This is a genomic window from Desulfosporosinus sp. (assembly GCF_014237355.1).
Taxonomy (GTDB): Bacteria; Bacillota; Desulfitobacteriia; order Desulfitobacteriales; family Desulfitobacteriaceae; genus Desulfosporosinus.
Genome location: NZ_JABZFS010000076.1, coordinates 1 through 17,124 on the forward strand (window position 1 = coordinate 1; position 17,124 = coordinate 17,124).

Sequence of the window (17,124 nt, forward strand, 5' to 3'; positions counted from 1 at the left end):
TAGGGTGCTGCTTGATGCTGCAGAAGACTATTGTCGCAAACATGGAATTGCTTACCTAGGCCTTGCAGTTAGCAGCCACAATGTGAAAGCGCTGAAGCTCTATGAGAATTTCGGATTTGCAGAGGAACGCAAACTGCTGGTCAAGAGTTTGGATTGATTGCTCACACAAAAAAAGCTTGCGACGTAGAAACTGTCGCAAGTGAAGTAAAAGAGAGGAGTGGGGATAAAAATTAAAAAGTGAGACTAATTAAATCATATCCCGAGGCTTTACTAATTATACAAGCCTTGGGATATATTTTTTCCCTAGCATTCAGAGGGGTTGGCAAAGATCGAGATTCGAAGTTTGAGGTTCGAAGTTCGAGGTTCGCTGTGTCATTGCTTTTAAATCAACCCAAGCCGTATGTCATTGCTACGAAAGCAACTTAAGCAACTGTGTCATCCTGAAGGAGGTACGACTGAAGGATCCAGATCCTTCGCTATCGCTCAGGATGACGGCAAACAAGTTTATGACGGTAAGCGAGTTTATTCTCTCCGTGGTATAATATCCATGATGAGTAGTAAAGCTGGTTTTTAAGCATAATTATACCAGCTGTTTTATATAGGAGGTTTCACTTTTGGAGCAAAAAGAAATCAAGGCATTGGTTGAATCCGTTTTGGCAGAGGCTAAGGGACTTGAAGGTTACTTTATTGTGCGGGCCCAGTCCCGCCGAGAGTGGAGTATGCGGCTAAGTAACGGACGGTTTGAAAGGGTATCGACAGGAGAAGATAGCGGATTTGGGGTTCAGGCTTTTACTGAAAAAGGGGCCTCAGGCTTTGCTACATCAGATGTTTTAGAAGAAGGGATCGGTCGTAAACTCGTGGAAAAAGCGCTACAGTTGGCCCGCAGAAATGAAGAAATTGGGTCAAAACCAAATCGGACGATTTGGGAGGCCCCTCGGGTTGAGGAGGAGGTAGCGAATTCTGCCCAAAAAGGGTTTGAGGAAGTTCCTTTGGTCAAGCTCGAAGAGATGGTGATGAACCTACATGCCCGTTTGAGGAGCGCTTTCCCAGAGGGAGCTTGGCAATCTAGTTATCGTCAAATTGAAGAGGTATGGTGTATCGGACGGTCAGATGGAACCCTGGTGTCTTTTGTCATTCCACGGGCGGTGTTGATGCATCAAGGGACGGTGCGCAATCAGGGTAAGGCTCAAAGTACCCTGATTCACCGGAGTGGAATGGATGCCACCCTGCTTTTTGAAGAGTTAGAGGACCATGTTCTTGAGAAAAAGGCCATGGACCGAGCAGAATTTGCAAGGGCTGTATGCAGTGCGCCACAGTTGCCGAGGGGTCATTATCCGTTGATTATTGATTATGGGTTGGCAAAGGGGCTGGCCCATGAGGCCTTCGGACATGCTGTAGAATCCGATCATATGAATGAATCTGTCCTTGGGGAAAAAGGTAAACTGCGTCAGGGACTGCGTGTAGCAAGGCCAGGTGTCGATATTATTGATGGACCCCTTGTTGGGGACTGGGCTAATCAACCTTTTTCAGCTAATGGTCTCCCCAGACAGACCGTGACCATCGTGCGGAATGGACTATTGGAAGCCGGGCTAGGGGATATCTTTTCGGCTGAAGAAGCAGGAATGCCTATCACCGGAGCTGGGCGTGCGGAGAGTTATGGGCATATTCCTTTGCCTCGCATGAGCAATATCCGCTTACTGGTTGAGCGAATGCTTCCTTTAACCCCTGGGGAGCATTTGATGGATGAAGTGAAAGCAGTAAGGGAAACTCTTTTAGAACATGGAGAGCTGCGTGAGGGAGAGAAGAATTTACTTCTCTTAGGGTATCGAGGCGGTCAAGTAAATCCTAAAACAGGGGATTTTGTCTTTCAATGTGACGGGATTATCGATGTTGCTGAGCCTGACTTGCCTATTTACCAGCCCTCAATTTTTAGCGGAAAAATTCTTTCTGCCTTAGAGGCAATTCGCGGAGGGTTAGGTGAAGGATGTTATGATGCTATTGGTTCCTGCGGAAAGGGTGGACAATCTGTAGCCTCTAGCGGCGGAAGCCATCGCTATCTGCTCATGGATGCGGATCAACAAGTAAGTTTAGGGGGTGAACAGGCGTGAAACTCATTGTACAATTAGAGGATCTTCTTCACCAATTCCAGCGGGCACCGAAGCGGGAAGATCTCAGGCTCTCAGCTTGGAGAATCGTGGTTCATGAATCAGAAGTAGTAGCCTTAGGAATAAAAGATAATTCCCCAGGCAGTGTTTATACCCCTCCAAGTTATCGTCAGGGTGAGAGTGGGGATGTTTTTCTAGTATGGGGGGATGGAACGTGCAGTCAAGCTATGGTTCAGCTTCCCTTTTCAAGGGAATCCGAGTATTGGCTTAAAGCCTTAGAACAATGGCGGCAGGCATCTTATGAAGACCCGGATGCTGTACATATCCCAGCTCCGGAATCCTTACCCCTTGTAGCGGTAGAGGACCGGGCTGTTCAAAAGATTATTTCCGGTGATGACAAGATTTTATTTAATCAGGTCGATCGATGGTTAAGTGATAAACCTTCAAAGGCGAAAATGCAGGGAAGTATCCAAGCGGCTTGGGGTTATCGGCATGTTCGAACCTCAACGGGACTTGCTGTTACCTACCAGCAATCCCAATTTGTGTCGTGGTTTTCCTTTGACAGTTTAATTGGGGGGGGATTCGCTAAGCGTCGCTTAATTCAGCCAATGGAGCAGGAGGAGTTATGGGCTCAGACGGTGAATCAATATACGTGGATGCAAAAGGATGCACCCCCTGTTGGACCCCAGACCCAAGTGATTTTGGCGCCATCTATGACGGAAGACATGCTAAGGCAGTTTGTACTTCCGAACTTTTCAGGTGATCGAGTGATTGAAGGGCAAGGAGCTTTCTCGAAGGAGAGTTTTCAAGAACAAAAGCAAGTATTTCACGAAGAATTAACCCTGGCGATTGATCCGCTCCGCCCGTTAGAGCTGGGTTCCTATCTAGTTACACCTGAAGGGGTCCCCGCTAATCAAACGATTTTAGTACAGGACGGACAACTAAAGACTCCCTTTCTCAAAGTTAAAGATGCTGTACGCTGGGGTGCAAAACCCACGGCTGTTCCGCAAGGGACGGCAGGACTGTATCTTAAGCACCGAGCGGAGGTTCCTTGGGTTAAGGCCTTAGAGGGAGTGGAAGATGGAGTTCTTATTTTATCAGTGCTCGGTTTACATACTCAGGATTCCGTTTCAGGTTCGTATTCACTTAGTGCGCCTCATAGTTTGCGAATTATGAAGGGCCAAATCGTGGGCAAAACGGATGTTAAACTAACGGGCAACTTTTTCGCGGATTTGGCAGCATCAACTACAAAGACGGCGCTGTCTGACCTGGATACACACCCATATTTAGTATTAAGAACCGGGGTGCAAAGTCTTTAGAAATAGGGGAGGAACCTTTTAGAGATGTTGGATTTACATGTTCACCTTCTCGGGCATAAGGATCGGGAGGCTAACCGGGAAACCATTCGGGCGTTTTTAGACGAAGCCACACGTCGAGGATTAAAAGAAATTGGGTTTGCAGATCATGATTATTATTGGGATCAAATGAACTTTCCATTAATCCGTGAAGTAGCTAAGGATTATCCGAATTTAGCTGTGCGGATTGGATTCGAGGCTGAATATCGTCCTCATGAAGAAGACAGAATCAAAAACTTGCTCCATCAATTTCCTTTTGATTTTGTCTTAGGATCTGTCCATGAGTTTGACGGCTGGATTTTCGATATCCCGGAAGAAGAACATATGCATCACAAAAAAGATGCAGACGAGTTTTATGCCAGATATTTTGAGGTTGTGACTCTGGCCGCTAAAAGTGGGCTATTTACAACCATTGGCCACTTAGATCTTATTAAAGTCTTTGGTGTGCGACCTAGGAGGGATATCTTAACTTTAGCGGATGAGGCGTTAACTGCGGTTGAAGAGCGGGGTCTGGTGCTGGAAGTTAATACAAATGGCCGGTACAAACCCGTTCGAGAATTTTATCCAGAGCAACGTCTGATGGAGGAAATTCAGCGGCGGGGTATTGAATTTACACTAGGCTCGGACGCCCACTCTGCGGAAAATGTTGGACGGGATCTAGAGGAAGCGAGTCAGATGTTGCGTGAGATTGGAGTTCAATCCGTTGTCGGGTTTAGCAGACTCGATAAAGTTAGTTATACTCTAGATTAGGGGGGACACACTTTTGGAAGATTTTCTTGATGAGAAGTGGATCATTGAAGAAAGTGCGGCTCAGGCTTTAGTCGAAATATTAAATTCTCAACAGGGAAAGCGCTATAAAATTGTCACCCATGATGATCGGCCTGATATTGTAATCGAAAATCAAGAGGATGGTACACGCTTAGGTGTCGAAGTAACCCACCTTTTTTACGATTCAGAGGAAGCTCGTTATGTATTTGGTCGCTCTCATGAAGAAGTGGATCACCCTCCGGATTCCGAATATATTGAGGGATATGTTCGACGTCTAAATGCTTTGTTGCAACAAAAGAGCGAGAAGGCTAAAGGATATAATCATCAGTACCCTTTAGCCCTCTTAATTAGGGTGGTCTCCCCGCTATTTCATATATGTAATTTCCAGATTTACGCCTCAAGTATTGTTGTGCCTCCTTCTGATTTCGAAATTATCTGGTTGTTATTCTATGACTTTGTGGAACGGCGTTGGGCGCTCTTAAAACGATTGCAATAAATCTGGGGGATAGACTTTACATTCTGGTGAAACACTAATCATAGGTGAGCCAGTTTGTGAAGGAGACGAGACTATGCCTTGGATTGAAATTGCACTTTCTCCTCATTCAGAGTGGAATGAGGATGGTCTTGAGGATTGGGCACTTGCCCTAGGGGCCTTTCTAACTGAGAAAGGAACTGGGTCGAATCCACAGATTCAAATGTTGCCAGGATATAATGTGGTTCAGTTAGGGGAAGCGGGAATCGGAGACCTTACTTTAAGCAGCGCTGAGCGGCTTGTAATTATAGATGGATTATCCTTAAAGGGAAATGTGGAATGCGATTTTGCTCGTTTTGTCGTTCGTTTTGCCTTGCAAATGGGTGCTTTGGGGGTGTGTATTTCCAATGCTAGTTCCTCTGAGAAGAGCTTTTGGCGGAAATTGGGCGGAGTTATCCAACCAGACCCTGTCCCTTTAGAAGAGCCTATTTGTCGTGAGAAAGTAGGTGTTAGACAGCTTGCCAGATTCAGTTTGCAGGTAACCTATGACAGTGAGCCGGTGTTATGCCTGGAACCAATTTCGTGTAATGCCCATGCGCCTGGCTTAATAAGTCTTGCTCAACGTCGGCTAGAAAAAATGTATGGTGGCAGTCCCTTAGGGTTTGCTAGTCGAGTGGCTGTTCATTGCCCATGGAACATTTCTCGAGACCAGTGGACGGATTTATTGTCCTTTAGTCGTTTAGAGGCCTTCGATTTATTGGAGGAGATTGTTAAGAAAGCTCAGAAATAATTGACTCGAACATACTTGTTCAAGTTTTGGACTGCGGTCCCTTCTCGCCGTCCTGCAAGAAGAGTAATCCGTGGAAGACAGTGTCTGCAAGAAGAATAATCCGTGCGAAAACAGTGTTTTCGTGTGGTGGGCTACAGGGACACTTGGCCATCCTTGGCCAGCGTCCGTCGTCGCAAAGATTTGTCTGAGACAATATAATTCTATATAATGAATAATGGTTAGATTAAGAGATGTTATAGATCGGTGGATAGAGATAGAGATGGAGATAGAGGAGAGGGACAATATGTCGACGACAGATTTAGCTCATGAACTTGCTCGTACGCTAAAGGAATCGCTTCAATTCAAGCAGTTTCTTAAGTCAAAAGAAAAGGTAATGAGCGACGCTAATAATCATAAGATGGTTCGCGAATTTCAATTGAAACAATGGGAGATCCGTGAGGCTCAAATGTTAGAGCAAGAGATCAGTGAAGAAAAGCAGCAAGAATTAGAACGTTTATACAGTCTTGTAAGCATTAATCCCACGGCAAGGGAATACTTAGAAGCCGAGTTTGAAGTGTCTTGTATGGTGAATGATATTCAAAAGATTATCGGAGAAGCCATACAAGACGCAATGCCCATAGGATTTGAAGAAACGAATCCCTGATATTCAAAATTGAGCACCTTGGCCATCACTGACCAGAGGAGCATGTTAATTAAAAGAGGTGCAATTGGTGAAGATCGGAATGGTTTGTTACCCGAGCTATGGTGGGAGCGGTGTTGTCGCAACTGAGCTAGGGTATGCCCTCGGGGAACGAGGACATGAAGTTCATTTTATTTCCTCGGCTCGCCCTTTTCGCTTACGTCGGTTTCATGAGAGGCTGTTTTATCATGAAGTATCCGATGTTAGCTATCCAGTGTTTAAATATCCTCCCTACACCTTGTTGCTGGCCAATAAGATTGTGGAGGTGGCTAATTATGCGGGGCTGGATGTAATTCATGCCCATTACGCTATTCCACACAGTATTAGTGCCTATTTGGCCAAACAAATGATGACAAAGCAAGTTCCGTTGGTGACGACCTTACATGGTACAGATGTCACCTTAGTGGGCACTTTCGAAGAATTTAAGCAGTTAACTTGTTTAGCACTGCGGGTTAGCGATGGTATCACAGCAGTTTCCCACGCCCTGGCAAAGGAAACTATAGAGACTTTTGGGTTGCTGGATCAAGAGATTGAGGTTATTCCAAATTTCATAGATCCTAAGATCTATTCATCGAGAGATCTAATAAATGCAAAATGCAGGGAACATTTTGCTCCTTGCGGAGAAAAGATCCTTACCCATATTTCGAATTTCCGGGAAGTAAAAAGGGTTGTCGATGTGGTTAAAATCTTTGCATTAGTAGAAAAAGTGGTTCCTAGTCGCCTTCTACTCGTTGGTGATGGGCCAGAGATGGCTAGGGTAGAACGAGAAGTTGTTAAATTAGGGCTTGAGAGAAAAGTCCAGTTTCTAGGGAAACAGGAAAGTGTTCAGGATATTTTACAGATGGCCGATATTTTCCTGCTTCCTTCAGCACAAGAAAGCTTTGGTCTCGTAGCCTTGGAGGCAATGGCCTGCGGGGTTCCGGTGGTTGCCAGTCGGGTTGGGGGATTACCAGAAGTTGTTCAGCATGAAGAAACTGGTTATCTGGCAGAGGTCGGAGATATCCAAGGGATGAGTGAGGCAGCTCTTAAGCTGCTGACGGATCCTTTAAGATATAAGGCTTTTTCTGAACAAGCAGCGAACTGGGCCAGAGAATCATTTCCAGTTGATCGAGCCGTAAGAAGTTATGAATTGGTTTATGAACGTGTGATCAAAGGTTCGTAGTCGAAGTTTGATTGCCGAAGGTCTGAAAGGCTGAATCCCTCTCGAGCTCGTCAGGAATGGAGATAAGGACTGCCCTTCGTACATTCCAATGAGTGTGTTTTATCTCACACACAGATAGTGTTCTTGGGCACTATTTTTTCTGAATATTTATAATAATATTAGTTATATTACCAGTAATTTTTTTGGGATTATTAATGTTCAGAAGTACTGTGGTTATTTCACTAGAGTCCATGGTTAAATAGTCGTTTGATATCGAATAACTATGCTTGAGTGGTATATTCGAACCACGAATATCGAACATCGAATCTCGAGTCGGGGGGTGGGTAAAGATGACAAACCGCAGGAATCTGGATCAATTTGAGAGAGAGTTAGAAGCCATCGGGTACATAACTGAACGGGATGATCGAATCGCGCTGACAGCTTTTTTAGCCACGGAGCTAGGTAAACCACTATTAGTCTCTGGGCCAGCCGGAGTGGGTAAGACGGAAATTGCTAAAGTGTTAAGTCAAGTTCTGGATGCTCCTTTGATTCGCTTACAATGCTATGAAGGCCTAGATGAGACAAAATCCCTTTACGAATGGAATTATCAGCGTCAACTCTTGAAGATACAGATGGGACGTGAGCATCTTCAAGAAGCCGACCTTTTCTCCACGGACTATCTACTGCCTCGACCTTTACTACAAGCACTTTTAAGTGAGAAGAGAACCGTCCTTCTTATTGATGAAATTGATAAAACAGATTCTGAGTTTGAGGCATTCCTCTTTGAACTTTTAGGGGAGTTCCAAGTAACGATCCCCGAGATGGGAACGATTAAGGCTAAGGAACGACCGATGGTGGTCTTAACCTCCAATGGAGAACGAGAACTTTCAGATGGGCTGAAGCGACGGTGTATCTTCCTTCATGTGGAGCCGCCTTCTATAAATAAGGAAGTTAGAATCCTGAGGGCCAAAGTTCCTGATTTGCCGGAGCGATTAGCCTTAGAAGTGGCTAGGGCTGTTAATGTGCTGCGAGAACGACTCTCACTAAATAAAATTCCCTCTGTATCTGAAACAATGGATTGGGCTAAGGCGTTGCTCGTAATGGGCAAGACGGGTCTCGATCCGGCTTGGGTTGAGGCAACATTGACATTGTTGCTTAAGAGTCAGGAGGATGTTGAGCTTTTCTATCGTGAGATGGGAGCGGAGCGTCTCATTTTTGAATCTAGTAAATTGGCACAGGGTGAAAGGCATGTCCATGGGTAACAACTATGACAGTCATCGAGCCAGTGAATTAGATCGATACTTAGTAGAATTTGCCCAGTTGTTAAGAACAGTGGGACTTAAAATTAGCCCTTCTGAAATTTCAGATGCAACTGAAGGTTTAGCTCTAATTGGTTTAGTCGATCGGGAAAAAGTAGAGGCTGTTCTGCAAGCGACATTGGTTAAAAATGTCCAGCATATATCTGCTTTCCAAGAGGCCTTTCGAGCTTACTTTGCCTCTTTAGAACAAAAAGAGGCTTGGCAGAAGGAAGCGGCCCATAAAACAAGCCAATGGAATGAACAAATCGAGAAGACCTACCAAGATCTGCGCTTTCAAGATAATGAATTAGAGATTAGTGATGACCAAAGGGCTGTTTACGCTAATTTGCCTGAGAAAGACAAACAACGTTTACGGGACTTTCTGGAGAAGTCTTCAAAGGGTACACGAAGCGGGGTTCCGGTGGATCATACCTATCAGCCCATGGTAGAACGGGTTCTCCGCGGATCTTTGGAATATTGGCGTAAGAAATTAAATGAAGATGATCCAATTCTTTCCCCAGGGTCTTCGGATGGAGTTCTCTCTGAAGTGGAACGCGCGTTGCGTGACCGGGAGGTAGAGGTCTTAAGTCGGGATTTGAAGAAGATTTCTCCTGAAGAGTGGCCAGAGGTTATTCGCTTAATTCGCCGTCTTAGTCAACGCCTGGCAAGTCAGGTGACTCGTCGTTATAGGGCGGCCCGCAGGCGTGGTGGCTTGGATATGCGCTCTACTTTACGGAAAAATTTACGCTATGGCGGAGTGCTTGTCGATCGAAGCTATCGCAGTCGCCGCAAAGGCAGGCCGAGGATTGTATTGCTTTGTGATATATCGGGTTCAATGCTCAAATATACAGAGTTTATCTGGCAATTCGTCTATGGACTTTCGAGTGTAGTAAGTGGAATAAAAACCTTCGCCTTCGGTGAAGCACTGATTCCTTTGACCGGAAAGTTCCGTAAAGGGCAGACCTTTGAGGTTATGGTTAAGGAAGCCCTCTCTATATCGGGGAAAGAATGGGGAGGCGGAACCAACCTTGCTAGTGCCTTAGAAACACTGCAAAAAAAGTATCCTGATACATTTAATAAGCAAACCTTACTCCTTATTGTCAGTGATGCACAAACTCTCGAAGGGGACAAAGCAGCAACTTTGCTGGGTGAGGTTCAACGACATGTCCGTCAGGTACTATGGCTTAATACTCTTCCAGAACGTCGTTGGTCAGAGACTCCTTATGTAAAAGCGTTTCTTCCATTCTGCCAGATGTATGAATGCTATACCCTTGGTCACTTATCCCAGATTTTAAACAAGCAATTCTAGGGGAATTGCTTGTTTATTTTTTAGAAAAAAAGAGCATACTATAACTGAAGTATTTGTACAGAAACACACAAAGATTGTGAGGGGGTTAATTGTAATGCTGGAAAAATGCAGAGCTTGTGGTTTTGAACATGAAGACTTAGGACATATTCTATTTCGCAGGAATCATGTAAGTAATCGTGTACTGCCATATTGTTCCCATTGTATGCGCCGACTATATCAAGTGCCTTATAGGCCAGGAAGAGATCTTTAAACAATGGATAGTTTCTTTTACTTCCAGAAAGTATAAACTTACGTTATATACTTTCTAAGCATAAGTGCAACTAAGGCTGCCGCCTTCGCCGAAGGCTTGGCGCCAGCCAAGTTTTCTTTATGTAATTGGAAATGCTAATTTTTTTAGCTTGCCTTTTTTCCGTGGCTTTGGTATATTGATTTCGAAGAAGTTCGGAGAAAAGGGGATGTTTTTGTCATGGCATACGTTATTAATTCAGAATGCATTAGTTGTGGTGCTTGTGAAGGAGAATGCACAGTATCTGCAATTAGTGAAGGCGACGGACAATTCGTAATTGATGCAGAACTTTGTATCGATTGCGGTTCATGCGCTACCGTTTGTCCAGTTGAAGCACCAAACCCAGCGTAAGTATTTAAGTATTATTAAGCAAACAAAGCTACAGAAAAGGGAGAGTTAATCATAACTCTCCTTTTTAATACTTATCAGACCCCCATGCCGCTTTGCGGCACCACTGATGAATGAAAATAGGTCCTTTGGGTCGGGTAGCATCGCCCACATCCTGCAGGAAAGCTAATTCGTGCGAAGACAGTGTCTGCGAGAAGGGTAATCCGTGCGAAGACAGTGTCTTCGTGTCACCGCAGCATTCCGAGGCTCGCCCACTCGCCGGTGCAACCAACGGTTTCGCTTTCGCTAAGGCTCGGTGAAGCCGGGTTTTCTTTAACGTATCAGACTTCCATGCAGCTTAGGATGTACCACTGAGGAATTAAAAAAGAGTATTGGGTCAAGATACTTCACTGCGTTCAGTATGACATAGTACAGTGTCATCCTGAGCATGGCGAAGGATCTTTTTTTCAATTCTTATAAGGGTAAATTATTAAGACGTTGACAAATTTACTAGATTGACTTAAAATCTAATTAAAAATAATTTCAAACACTAGGAAATGAGGATACAGCACATGAATGCAATTGGGATCCTTAAACAATTAAAAGATAAAGGTGTTCGTTTTACACCCCAGAGGCAAGCAATTTTAGAATTTCTTCTCGAAACTCGCTCTCATCCTACGGCTGATGAAATTTATCATCACGTTAAGGCAAAGTTTCCAGGGGTTAGTCTAGGGACAATTTATAATACATTAAACATGCTTAAAGAGCATGGACATCTTCTGGAGTTGTCCTATGGGGATATGGCGAGTCGTTTTGACGGTAACCCAAATAACCATTACCATATTGTATGCTCAAAGTGTGGTAAGGTAGCAGATTTCCATGGTCCCCTTATTGAAATGGAACAAGAGGTTATGGAAAAATCCGGTTTTCTAATTCTAGGGCATCGTATGGAGTTTTATGGTATTTGCCCAGAGTGCCGTAAGGATGAAAAATTAAATTAGGGTAACTTGTTTAGCTAAAATTAAAATGTTAGTAAAATTACGTTAAACCCATTTAAAAAACTTGGTCCTTTAGGAACTAGGTTTACTTAAGTGGGTTTTTTTTATTATGTGCAAGGGTTTTAATAATCTTTCACGAATACCTCAATTATCAATAAAAGATTACTAACTGTATTAATGAAGGGGAGCGCAATTATATGTTCAATCGTCGCTTCATGATTTTTATGGCCTTATGGGCATTAGCAATAGGAAGTCTTTGGTGGAATTGGAGGAGTCCTGAAGGAGAGTCTTTATATGCAGGGCAAAGTGGTATAAGCTCAACCCGTTTTACTCAGAATTTAAACGGGAGTTGGAATCAGTTTACGTCACTGCGCCAGGCTTGGACTACGGAATCTGAACGTTCCCAAGGAAATAACAATCAATCCTTCCTAACGAGAGGAAGTTCATTAGTTCTTCCTTCAAGTTCGAGATTTTCAGTGGTAACTAAACGATTGCTAATCCCTGGAGAGTGGAGTTCCAGGACCATGGTGCTGACATTTAACGGTGTTCAAGGGCATGCTAACGTTTACTTAAATGGAATCTCTAACACCCAGAAAATAGGAGAATTTGAAGGAAGCGGCGGGGCGAATGAATTAGAGATTTTGCCAAAGGCATTTCGCTATGGGGAGGATAATATTCTTTTAGTTGAGCTCACGGGAGGTGAAGGGCAGCGAGCTTCGTTCTTAGGGTCCGCTTGGCCAAAGTCCGGGTATATCAAGGGTGATATCCGTTTGGAAGCCGTCGTAGAAACGACCATTATGCGACCGCAGGTGAAGGTTGATTGGATAGGGACCACTGCTCAGATAACAGTAAAGACTGATTTGTTGCATAGAGGTTTTTTACAGGAAGGACCTTGGACGGTTTACGGTGTGATCTCAGATGGCTCGGCAGGTCTAGCCGAGCAAACCCTTACTATACCTCCCGAGGAAAGTGCGGATCGCCAAGCTGTGACCTTAAGCTTTACAATACCAGAAGCTCGGCGTTGGACAATGGAAGATCCATATCTCTATCAGTTACGCTTAATCGTTTCGAACAATAAAGGTGATATGGATGATTTGTCTTTGCCCTTAGGTCTCCGTACCATCTCCCTTGAATCAGGGAAGTGGGTTTTAAATGATCAAATAATCCCGATTATTGGGGAGGCTTTAACTCCTCAGGAGGAATATAAACTAAGAAATACTGGAGATTTAGAAGCCTGGTTAAAATCTGAACGACAAAAGGGAACCAACCTTATTTATTTCATTGGGCAGCTCCCAGATGAACTTTGGTTACAGGCTGCTGACAAAGTAGGAATAGGTTTATGGGTTGAACTACCCGTTGAGTTAATCCCTTCTCAGCGTCTACCACAACCGGATGATTTTCGAAACCTAATCTCAGAGAAGATGCTTCATCCTTCTCTCTGGGCTTGGACGGTTGGAAAAGGTCTGGCCTCTGATGGCTTGGCTCAGACGTATTTTCAACAGGCTCAAAATGAAGTTCACCCGAATTTGGCCTTTGCTCTCACATTAAATACTAATAGTCTTACAGGACTCTCGAAAGAGCAATCCATTGTTGTTCAAGGCACGGCAATCCAAGAAGAATGGGGAGAGGTGACAGTCAGTACTCCTCCAATCATCGATGTTCGTTGGGAAAAGGAACACATTTTCGCGGGAGTTTTAGCCGTAATAATGCTTTTCTTAGGCTGGATGAATATACGATCAGTAACTTGGCGCTATAAGGAGATTTTTGATACAAAGCCGAAACGCCGTTTGCGCAACGCTTGGCTCTGGAATGGATTGTTTGTATTTGCGCGTATCTGTATGCTAGCAGGTCTCGTCACTTCTGGCTTGTTTCGAATTCCCATTCATATTAATCCTTGGTTTTCGCATTTATGGCCTAGAATTGAGTTGTTACAGGCCCAATCTCCTTGGTTGATCTGGGCGACCTTTGTAGGGCTATTTATGCTTATGAGATTGCTTCAAGTTGGTGTAGCTGCACCTCATTTGCCAGATGTACCTCATGAAATAGGACTAATATATTGGCTGGAAAGGCGTTATCGCTGGGCGATATTTGTAGCAATTAGCTGGGCTTTATTACCTTGGGGGGTTCCCTATTATGGACCTGTTATTGGTTATATCCTTTTGCTATCGTTATTTCTGCCGATACGTATTCATGATATCCACCGCATTAAGGGTCGCTACCATCCATTCCTCTGGGTACCAGGAGTCATTATTGCATCATTATCAGTAGGGGCTTTTTTCTACCTGGCAGATTGGATTTTCCTTTGGAATTGGTTGTTACCACTAGTTGAACCGATCCTCGATCAATTGAGGACCATGTGGCACACTCAATTTCTAAATCTGTTTACCTAAAGTGAGTTTAGTAGGATAATTAATTCAGATTGGATGGTATGAATATGAAAAACGAAAACTTTAGACCCCATTTTCTAGCAACAGGAGTCGGCAGTGTTCCTCAAACTAGTGGCGATGAAGCTTTAAAACTGATTTGGGAGAGTGCTCCCCAAGCACCCCATTGGCCTCAGCTTCCTAAAGCAGGACCAGAGAGTTCATTTGTTGGGCAATACTTAAATGTTTTGATTGAAACCGGCATCATCGAAGATTTCGAAAATCCCAAGTTTCAAATGGAAACTACGGATTGGGTTGAAAGAATGACTGAATTTTATTCCCTTTATTTAGAGGCTATTGAGGGAAATGAACGAGCTCTGGAACGTTTTGGCTTCAGTCCGCAAGGCGGGGAAGGATTCGAAGCCTTCTATCGTGATCTTGAGGGTTTCGGGACTCGGGATGCTTTGCTGCTTAAAGGACAGCTCAGCGGCCCATTAACGGTGGGAATGCAAATTACGGATAAAAACAGACGATCTAGTTATTATGATGATACCCTTCGGGACATGTTGCTTAAAGCCCTTGCCTTGCATGCTGAATGGCAGACAAAACGGCTCCGAACCTTTGGTTTGCCTGTGTTAATGACTGTTGATGACCCTGCACTTTATGGTTTTGGTGCTTCAACCCATGTGACCTTAAAGCGGGAGCAGCTGATCCAAGATCTCGACACAATTTTTGAAGGAATTATCCGCCAAGGGGGGATTCCAGGGGCGCATGTCTGTGCAGGCATGGATTGGAGCCTTCTTTTTGACTCTAAGGTTCAAGTTGTCAATTTTGATGCATATGATTATTTTCAGAGCATGATGGCTCTTGCTGAGCCCCTTAAAGGGTTTTTAAATCGGGGAGGCATTATCTCATGGGGTATTGTTCCTACCAATCCTGTCGCCTGGGAAGAAACTGCTCCAAGTTTAGTTCAGCGCTTGGAAAACAACATTAAGGAGCTCGTTAAACGTGGAATTGATGAGGATCTTCTTCGCCAACAAAGCATGTTAACACCAAGTTGTGGAACTGGTACTCTTGAAAAGGAATTGTCGGAGCATATTTATAGGCTTTTGGGTGGGATGAGAGGACTTGTGTAGGGGACTTGTGGGGGACTTGTGTCACACAGCGCTCGGTGCTTACGACGCAGAGCAAACTAACCGTTCAAGCTCTTGGCTTTGGGGAGCGGGGTTCATCCTCCGGCGATAGAATTTATTTTGAAGAACCCGCCTACGGCGATAATCTCCACTGGAGACTATCGTACCAAAAGCGCCGTCCATGGCGCATTGGTGGTAGTGTACATCCGCAGGCCATGGATGGCCAAGTGTCCCCGGAGCCCGAAGACACTGTCTTCGCACGGATTAGCCTTCTTGCAGGATGGCGGGAGGGGACCCTGTACACTACCCCGGTCTGGGGTCGCTTGAACGGAAGTTTGCTTAGCTGCTTACGTAAAGACCTCGCGCTCGTGTGACACTGCGTCCCGGTCTAGGGTCCAGGACGAAGTTTAGGGAAGACGGCACATTTCATGTGCAACGTCCATGCAAGTTTGTGGAAGCATAGGGACGGTTCGATAGCTTCCCTCCTAGCTTTCCAAACGGAAGTTTTGCTTAGCTGCTTACGTAAAGACCTCGCGCTCGTGTGACACTGCGTCCTGGGCTAGGGTCTAGGAAAGAAGTTTAGGGAAGGCGGCACATTTCATGTGCACCGTCCATGCAATTATTCTAACCTAGAGTTCGGACTTCGTACCTCGGACCTCGGACCTCGGTTATCTGGTTTGCCTAACAGGCAATTATGCTCTATAATAATACCCAGTATTTTACTGAGAATTACGAGGGGGTAATTTTATGATCACAAAAGAGATGACTGTGGGCCAAGCCTTGAAGCAGTATCCTCAAACGGTTCAAGTTTTCTTAGAACTTGGGATGCATTGTTTAGGATGTCCTTCTTCTACTATGGAAAGTGTAGAAGGTGCCGCTTTAACCCATGGACAAAATCCTGATGAACTCGTTGCAAAATTAAACAAGGCTATTGCTGCTGTGTAGAAGAACCTTACAGTTTGTAAAGGATAATTACACATAATATTATATTTAGTTGATAAGAGCTGGTCTAAAAGGCCAGTTCTTTTTTTGAATTGGTCGTCCATGGCTACAGCGCCTAAAGGCTTTGTGTTAGCCAAGTTTTCTAAATTATAGACTGGTTCTATTCATTAAAGTACAAGGTTTATTAAGGTAAACTCATTAATTTAAAACAGAATCAAATTATTTTTAAGTACATACACATTATGGATTGAGAACCATATATTGTTATTAATTAAGGGCAAGAAAATAATAAAACGTAACAAAGATAATCTTGCTACTGTTAAAGGAGGAAATTAATATGGACTTACGTTCCGTTGCTTATAATCCAAATCTTTCTTCTGGTATGTTTCCGGGAATGGGAGGAATGCAAGGTATGGGAGGAATGCAAGGTATGGCAGGAATGCAAGGTATGGCAGGAATGCAAGGTATGCAAGGTATGCAAGATATGCAAGATATGCAAGGTATGCAGGGTATGCAGGGTATGGAAGGTATGCAGGGTATGGAAGGCATGCAAAGAATGCAAGGCATGCATGGTATGCACCACGGTATGCCAGGAATGGCGGGAGGCATGATGGGTTGTGCACCTGGTATGTATCCGCCTGGGGGCTTTGTGAATCTAGACGTTGATATGGATCCTGGTTATGCTACCCTCGATCTTGATGGCCCACGGCCTTGCTCACCTTGTGGAACACCTATGCAGCATCACCACGAACATCATTGTCCAATGCCTTCCCCTCTCCCTACACCGAAGCCTGAGCTTGAGGTTTATGTAGTGAAAAAAGGTGATTCCGTTTGGAAAATCGCTAATCGTTATGGCACGACGATGCAGGCTATTATTCTTGCGAACAACTTGCGCAACCCAGATCTTATTTATCCGGGACAAATCTTATTGATACCAGGGGTATCTACAATGGAGTTTTACGGTTAAATCCATTAGACAGAGGCGGTAAGGAACTCTGCACTGGTATTAAGCGTTTAGGAAGCATGGGATAGTTCTCATGCTTCCTATTAGTGCGTGCTTCATGCCCCTGGAGTGGCCATGGTATTATTAGTAAGGACGGTGCTGATGTTAGGACCTCTTGTATCCCAAGTACAAAGGGCTTATTCAGAATCGGGTGC

The 17,124-nt window shown here is 44.4% G+C and carries 18 protein-coding genes; 17 read left to right on the forward strand and 1 reads right to left on the reverse strand.

Annotated elements, in window-relative coordinates:
• From HGJ98_RS16750 to HGJ98_RS16820, 15 genes are all read left to right on the forward strand, one after another.
• Nucleotides 1-157: N-acetyltransferase (locus HGJ98_RS16750; protein WP_291353119.1), on the forward strand; the 157-nt coding region annotated here is incomplete at its 5' end.
• 243 nt (nucleotides 158-400) lie between these two features.
• Entirely contained in the window at nucleotides 401-574 is a 174-nt protein-coding gene (locus HGJ98_RS16755) for a hypothetical protein (protein ID WP_291352839.1), read from the forward strand.
• A gap of 40 nt (nucleotides 575-614) precedes the next feature.
• Nucleotides 615-2,108, forward strand: coding sequence for a TldD/PmbA family protein (locus HGJ98_RS16760; RefSeq protein ID WP_291352840.1), 1,494 nt, complete (start codon nucleotides 615-617; stop codon nucleotides 2,106-2,108).
• The gene (locus tag HGJ98_RS16765) at nucleotides 2,105-3,424 is read left to right on the forward strand and encodes a metallopeptidase TldD-related protein (protein ID WP_291352841.1); all 1,320 of its coding nucleotides are present in this window, start codon (nucleotides 2,105-2,107) and stop codon (nucleotides 3,422-3,424) included. Before HGJ98_RS16760 ends, HGJ98_RS16765 begins: the two co-directional genes overlap by 4 nt.
• A gap of 24 nt (nucleotides 3,425-3,448) precedes the next feature.
• Entirely contained in the window at nucleotides 3,449-4,210 is a 762-nt protein-coding gene (locus tag HGJ98_RS16770) for a histidinol-phosphatase HisJ family protein (protein ID WP_291352842.1), read from the forward strand.
• 13 nt (nucleotides 4,211-4,223) lie between these two features.
• A complete protein-coding gene (locus tag HGJ98_RS16775; RefSeq protein WP_291352843.1) occupies nucleotides 4,224-4,724 on the forward strand; it encodes a hypothetical protein in 501 nt (166 codons plus the stop codon).
• A 73-nt stretch (nucleotides 4,725-4,797) separates the two neighbouring features.
• Nucleotides 4,798-5,490 carry a hypothetical protein gene (locus HGJ98_RS16780; RefSeq protein ID WP_291352844.1) on the forward strand — a complete coding sequence of 231 codons (693 nt, stop codon included), beginning with the start codon at nucleotides 4,798-4,800 and terminating at the stop codon, nucleotides 5,488-5,490.
• A gap of 283 nt (nucleotides 5,491-5,773) precedes the next feature.
• Nucleotides 5,774-6,133: a YlbF family regulator gene (locus tag HGJ98_RS16785; protein ID WP_291352845.1), complete on the forward strand. Its 360-nt coding sequence runs from the start codon at nucleotides 5,774-5,776 to the stop codon at nucleotides 6,131-6,133.
• Between the two features lie 67 nt (nucleotides 6,134-6,200).
• A complete protein-coding gene (gene bshA / locus HGJ98_RS16790) occupies nucleotides 6,201-7,331 on the forward strand; it encodes an N-acetyl-alpha-D-glucosaminyl L-malate synthase BshA (RefSeq protein WP_291352846.1) in 1,131 nt (376 codons plus the stop codon).
• A 329-nt stretch (nucleotides 7,332-7,660) separates the two neighbouring features.
• A complete protein-coding gene (locus tag HGJ98_RS16795; protein WP_291352847.1) occupies nucleotides 7,661-8,572 on the forward strand; it encodes a MoxR family ATPase in 912 nt (303 codons plus the stop codon).
• On the forward strand, nucleotides 8,565-9,917 hold the full coding sequence (locus HGJ98_RS16800; protein ID WP_291353120.1) for a VWA domain-containing protein: 1,353 nt from the start codon (nucleotides 8,565-8,567) through the stop codon (nucleotides 9,915-9,917). Before HGJ98_RS16795 ends, HGJ98_RS16800 begins: the two co-directional genes overlap by 8 nt.
• Before the next feature lie 466 nt (nucleotides 9,918-10,383).
• The gene (locus HGJ98_RS16805) at nucleotides 10,384-10,554 is read left to right on the forward strand and encodes a DUF362 domain-containing protein (protein ID WP_291352848.1); all 171 of its coding nucleotides are present in this window, start codon (nucleotides 10,384-10,386) and stop codon (nucleotides 10,552-10,554) included.
• A gap of 548 nt (nucleotides 10,555-11,102) precedes the next feature.
• Nucleotides 11,103-11,531 (forward strand): Fur family transcriptional regulator, encoded by a 429-nt coding sequence (locus HGJ98_RS16810; protein ID WP_291352849.1) that lies wholly within the window; start codon nucleotides 11,103-11,105, stop codon nucleotides 11,529-11,531.
• Nucleotides 11,532-11,725: 194 nt separating this feature from the next.
• Entirely contained in the window at nucleotides 11,726-13,918 is a 2,193-nt protein-coding gene (locus tag HGJ98_RS16815) for a glycosyl hydrolase (protein ID WP_291352850.1), read from the forward strand.
• Between the two features lie 44 nt (nucleotides 13,919-13,962).
• Nucleotides 13,963-15,027 (forward strand): methionine synthase, encoded by a 1,065-nt coding sequence (locus tag HGJ98_RS16820; protein WP_291352851.1) that lies wholly within the window; start codon nucleotides 13,963-13,965, stop codon nucleotides 15,025-15,027.
• 39 nt (nucleotides 15,028-15,066) lie between these two features.
• Here the strand turns inward: HGJ98_RS16820 and HGJ98_RS16825 are convergent, their stop codons facing one another.
• Nucleotides 15,067-15,285 carry a hypothetical protein gene (locus HGJ98_RS16825; RefSeq protein ID WP_291352852.1) on the reverse strand — a complete coding sequence of 73 codons (219 nt, stop codon included), beginning with the start codon at nucleotides 15,283-15,285 and terminating at the stop codon, nucleotides 15,067-15,069.
• Between the two features lie 486 nt (nucleotides 15,286-15,771).
• Between HGJ98_RS16825 and HGJ98_RS16830 the strand changes: the two genes are divergently transcribed.
• Together HGJ98_RS16830 and HGJ98_RS16835 are read left to right on the forward strand one after the other, a co-directional pair.
• Nucleotides 15,772-15,969, forward strand: coding sequence for a DUF1858 domain-containing protein (locus HGJ98_RS16830; RefSeq protein ID WP_291352853.1), 198 nt, complete (start codon nucleotides 15,772-15,774; stop codon nucleotides 15,967-15,969).
• Nucleotides 15,970-16,303: 334 nt separating this feature from the next.
• Nucleotides 16,304-16,933 carry a LysM peptidoglycan-binding domain-containing protein gene (locus HGJ98_RS16835; RefSeq protein ID WP_291352854.1) on the forward strand — a complete coding sequence of 210 codons (630 nt, stop codon included), beginning with the start codon at nucleotides 16,304-16,306 and terminating at the stop codon, nucleotides 16,931-16,933.
• Nucleotides 16,934-17,124 lie beyond the last annotated feature (191 nt).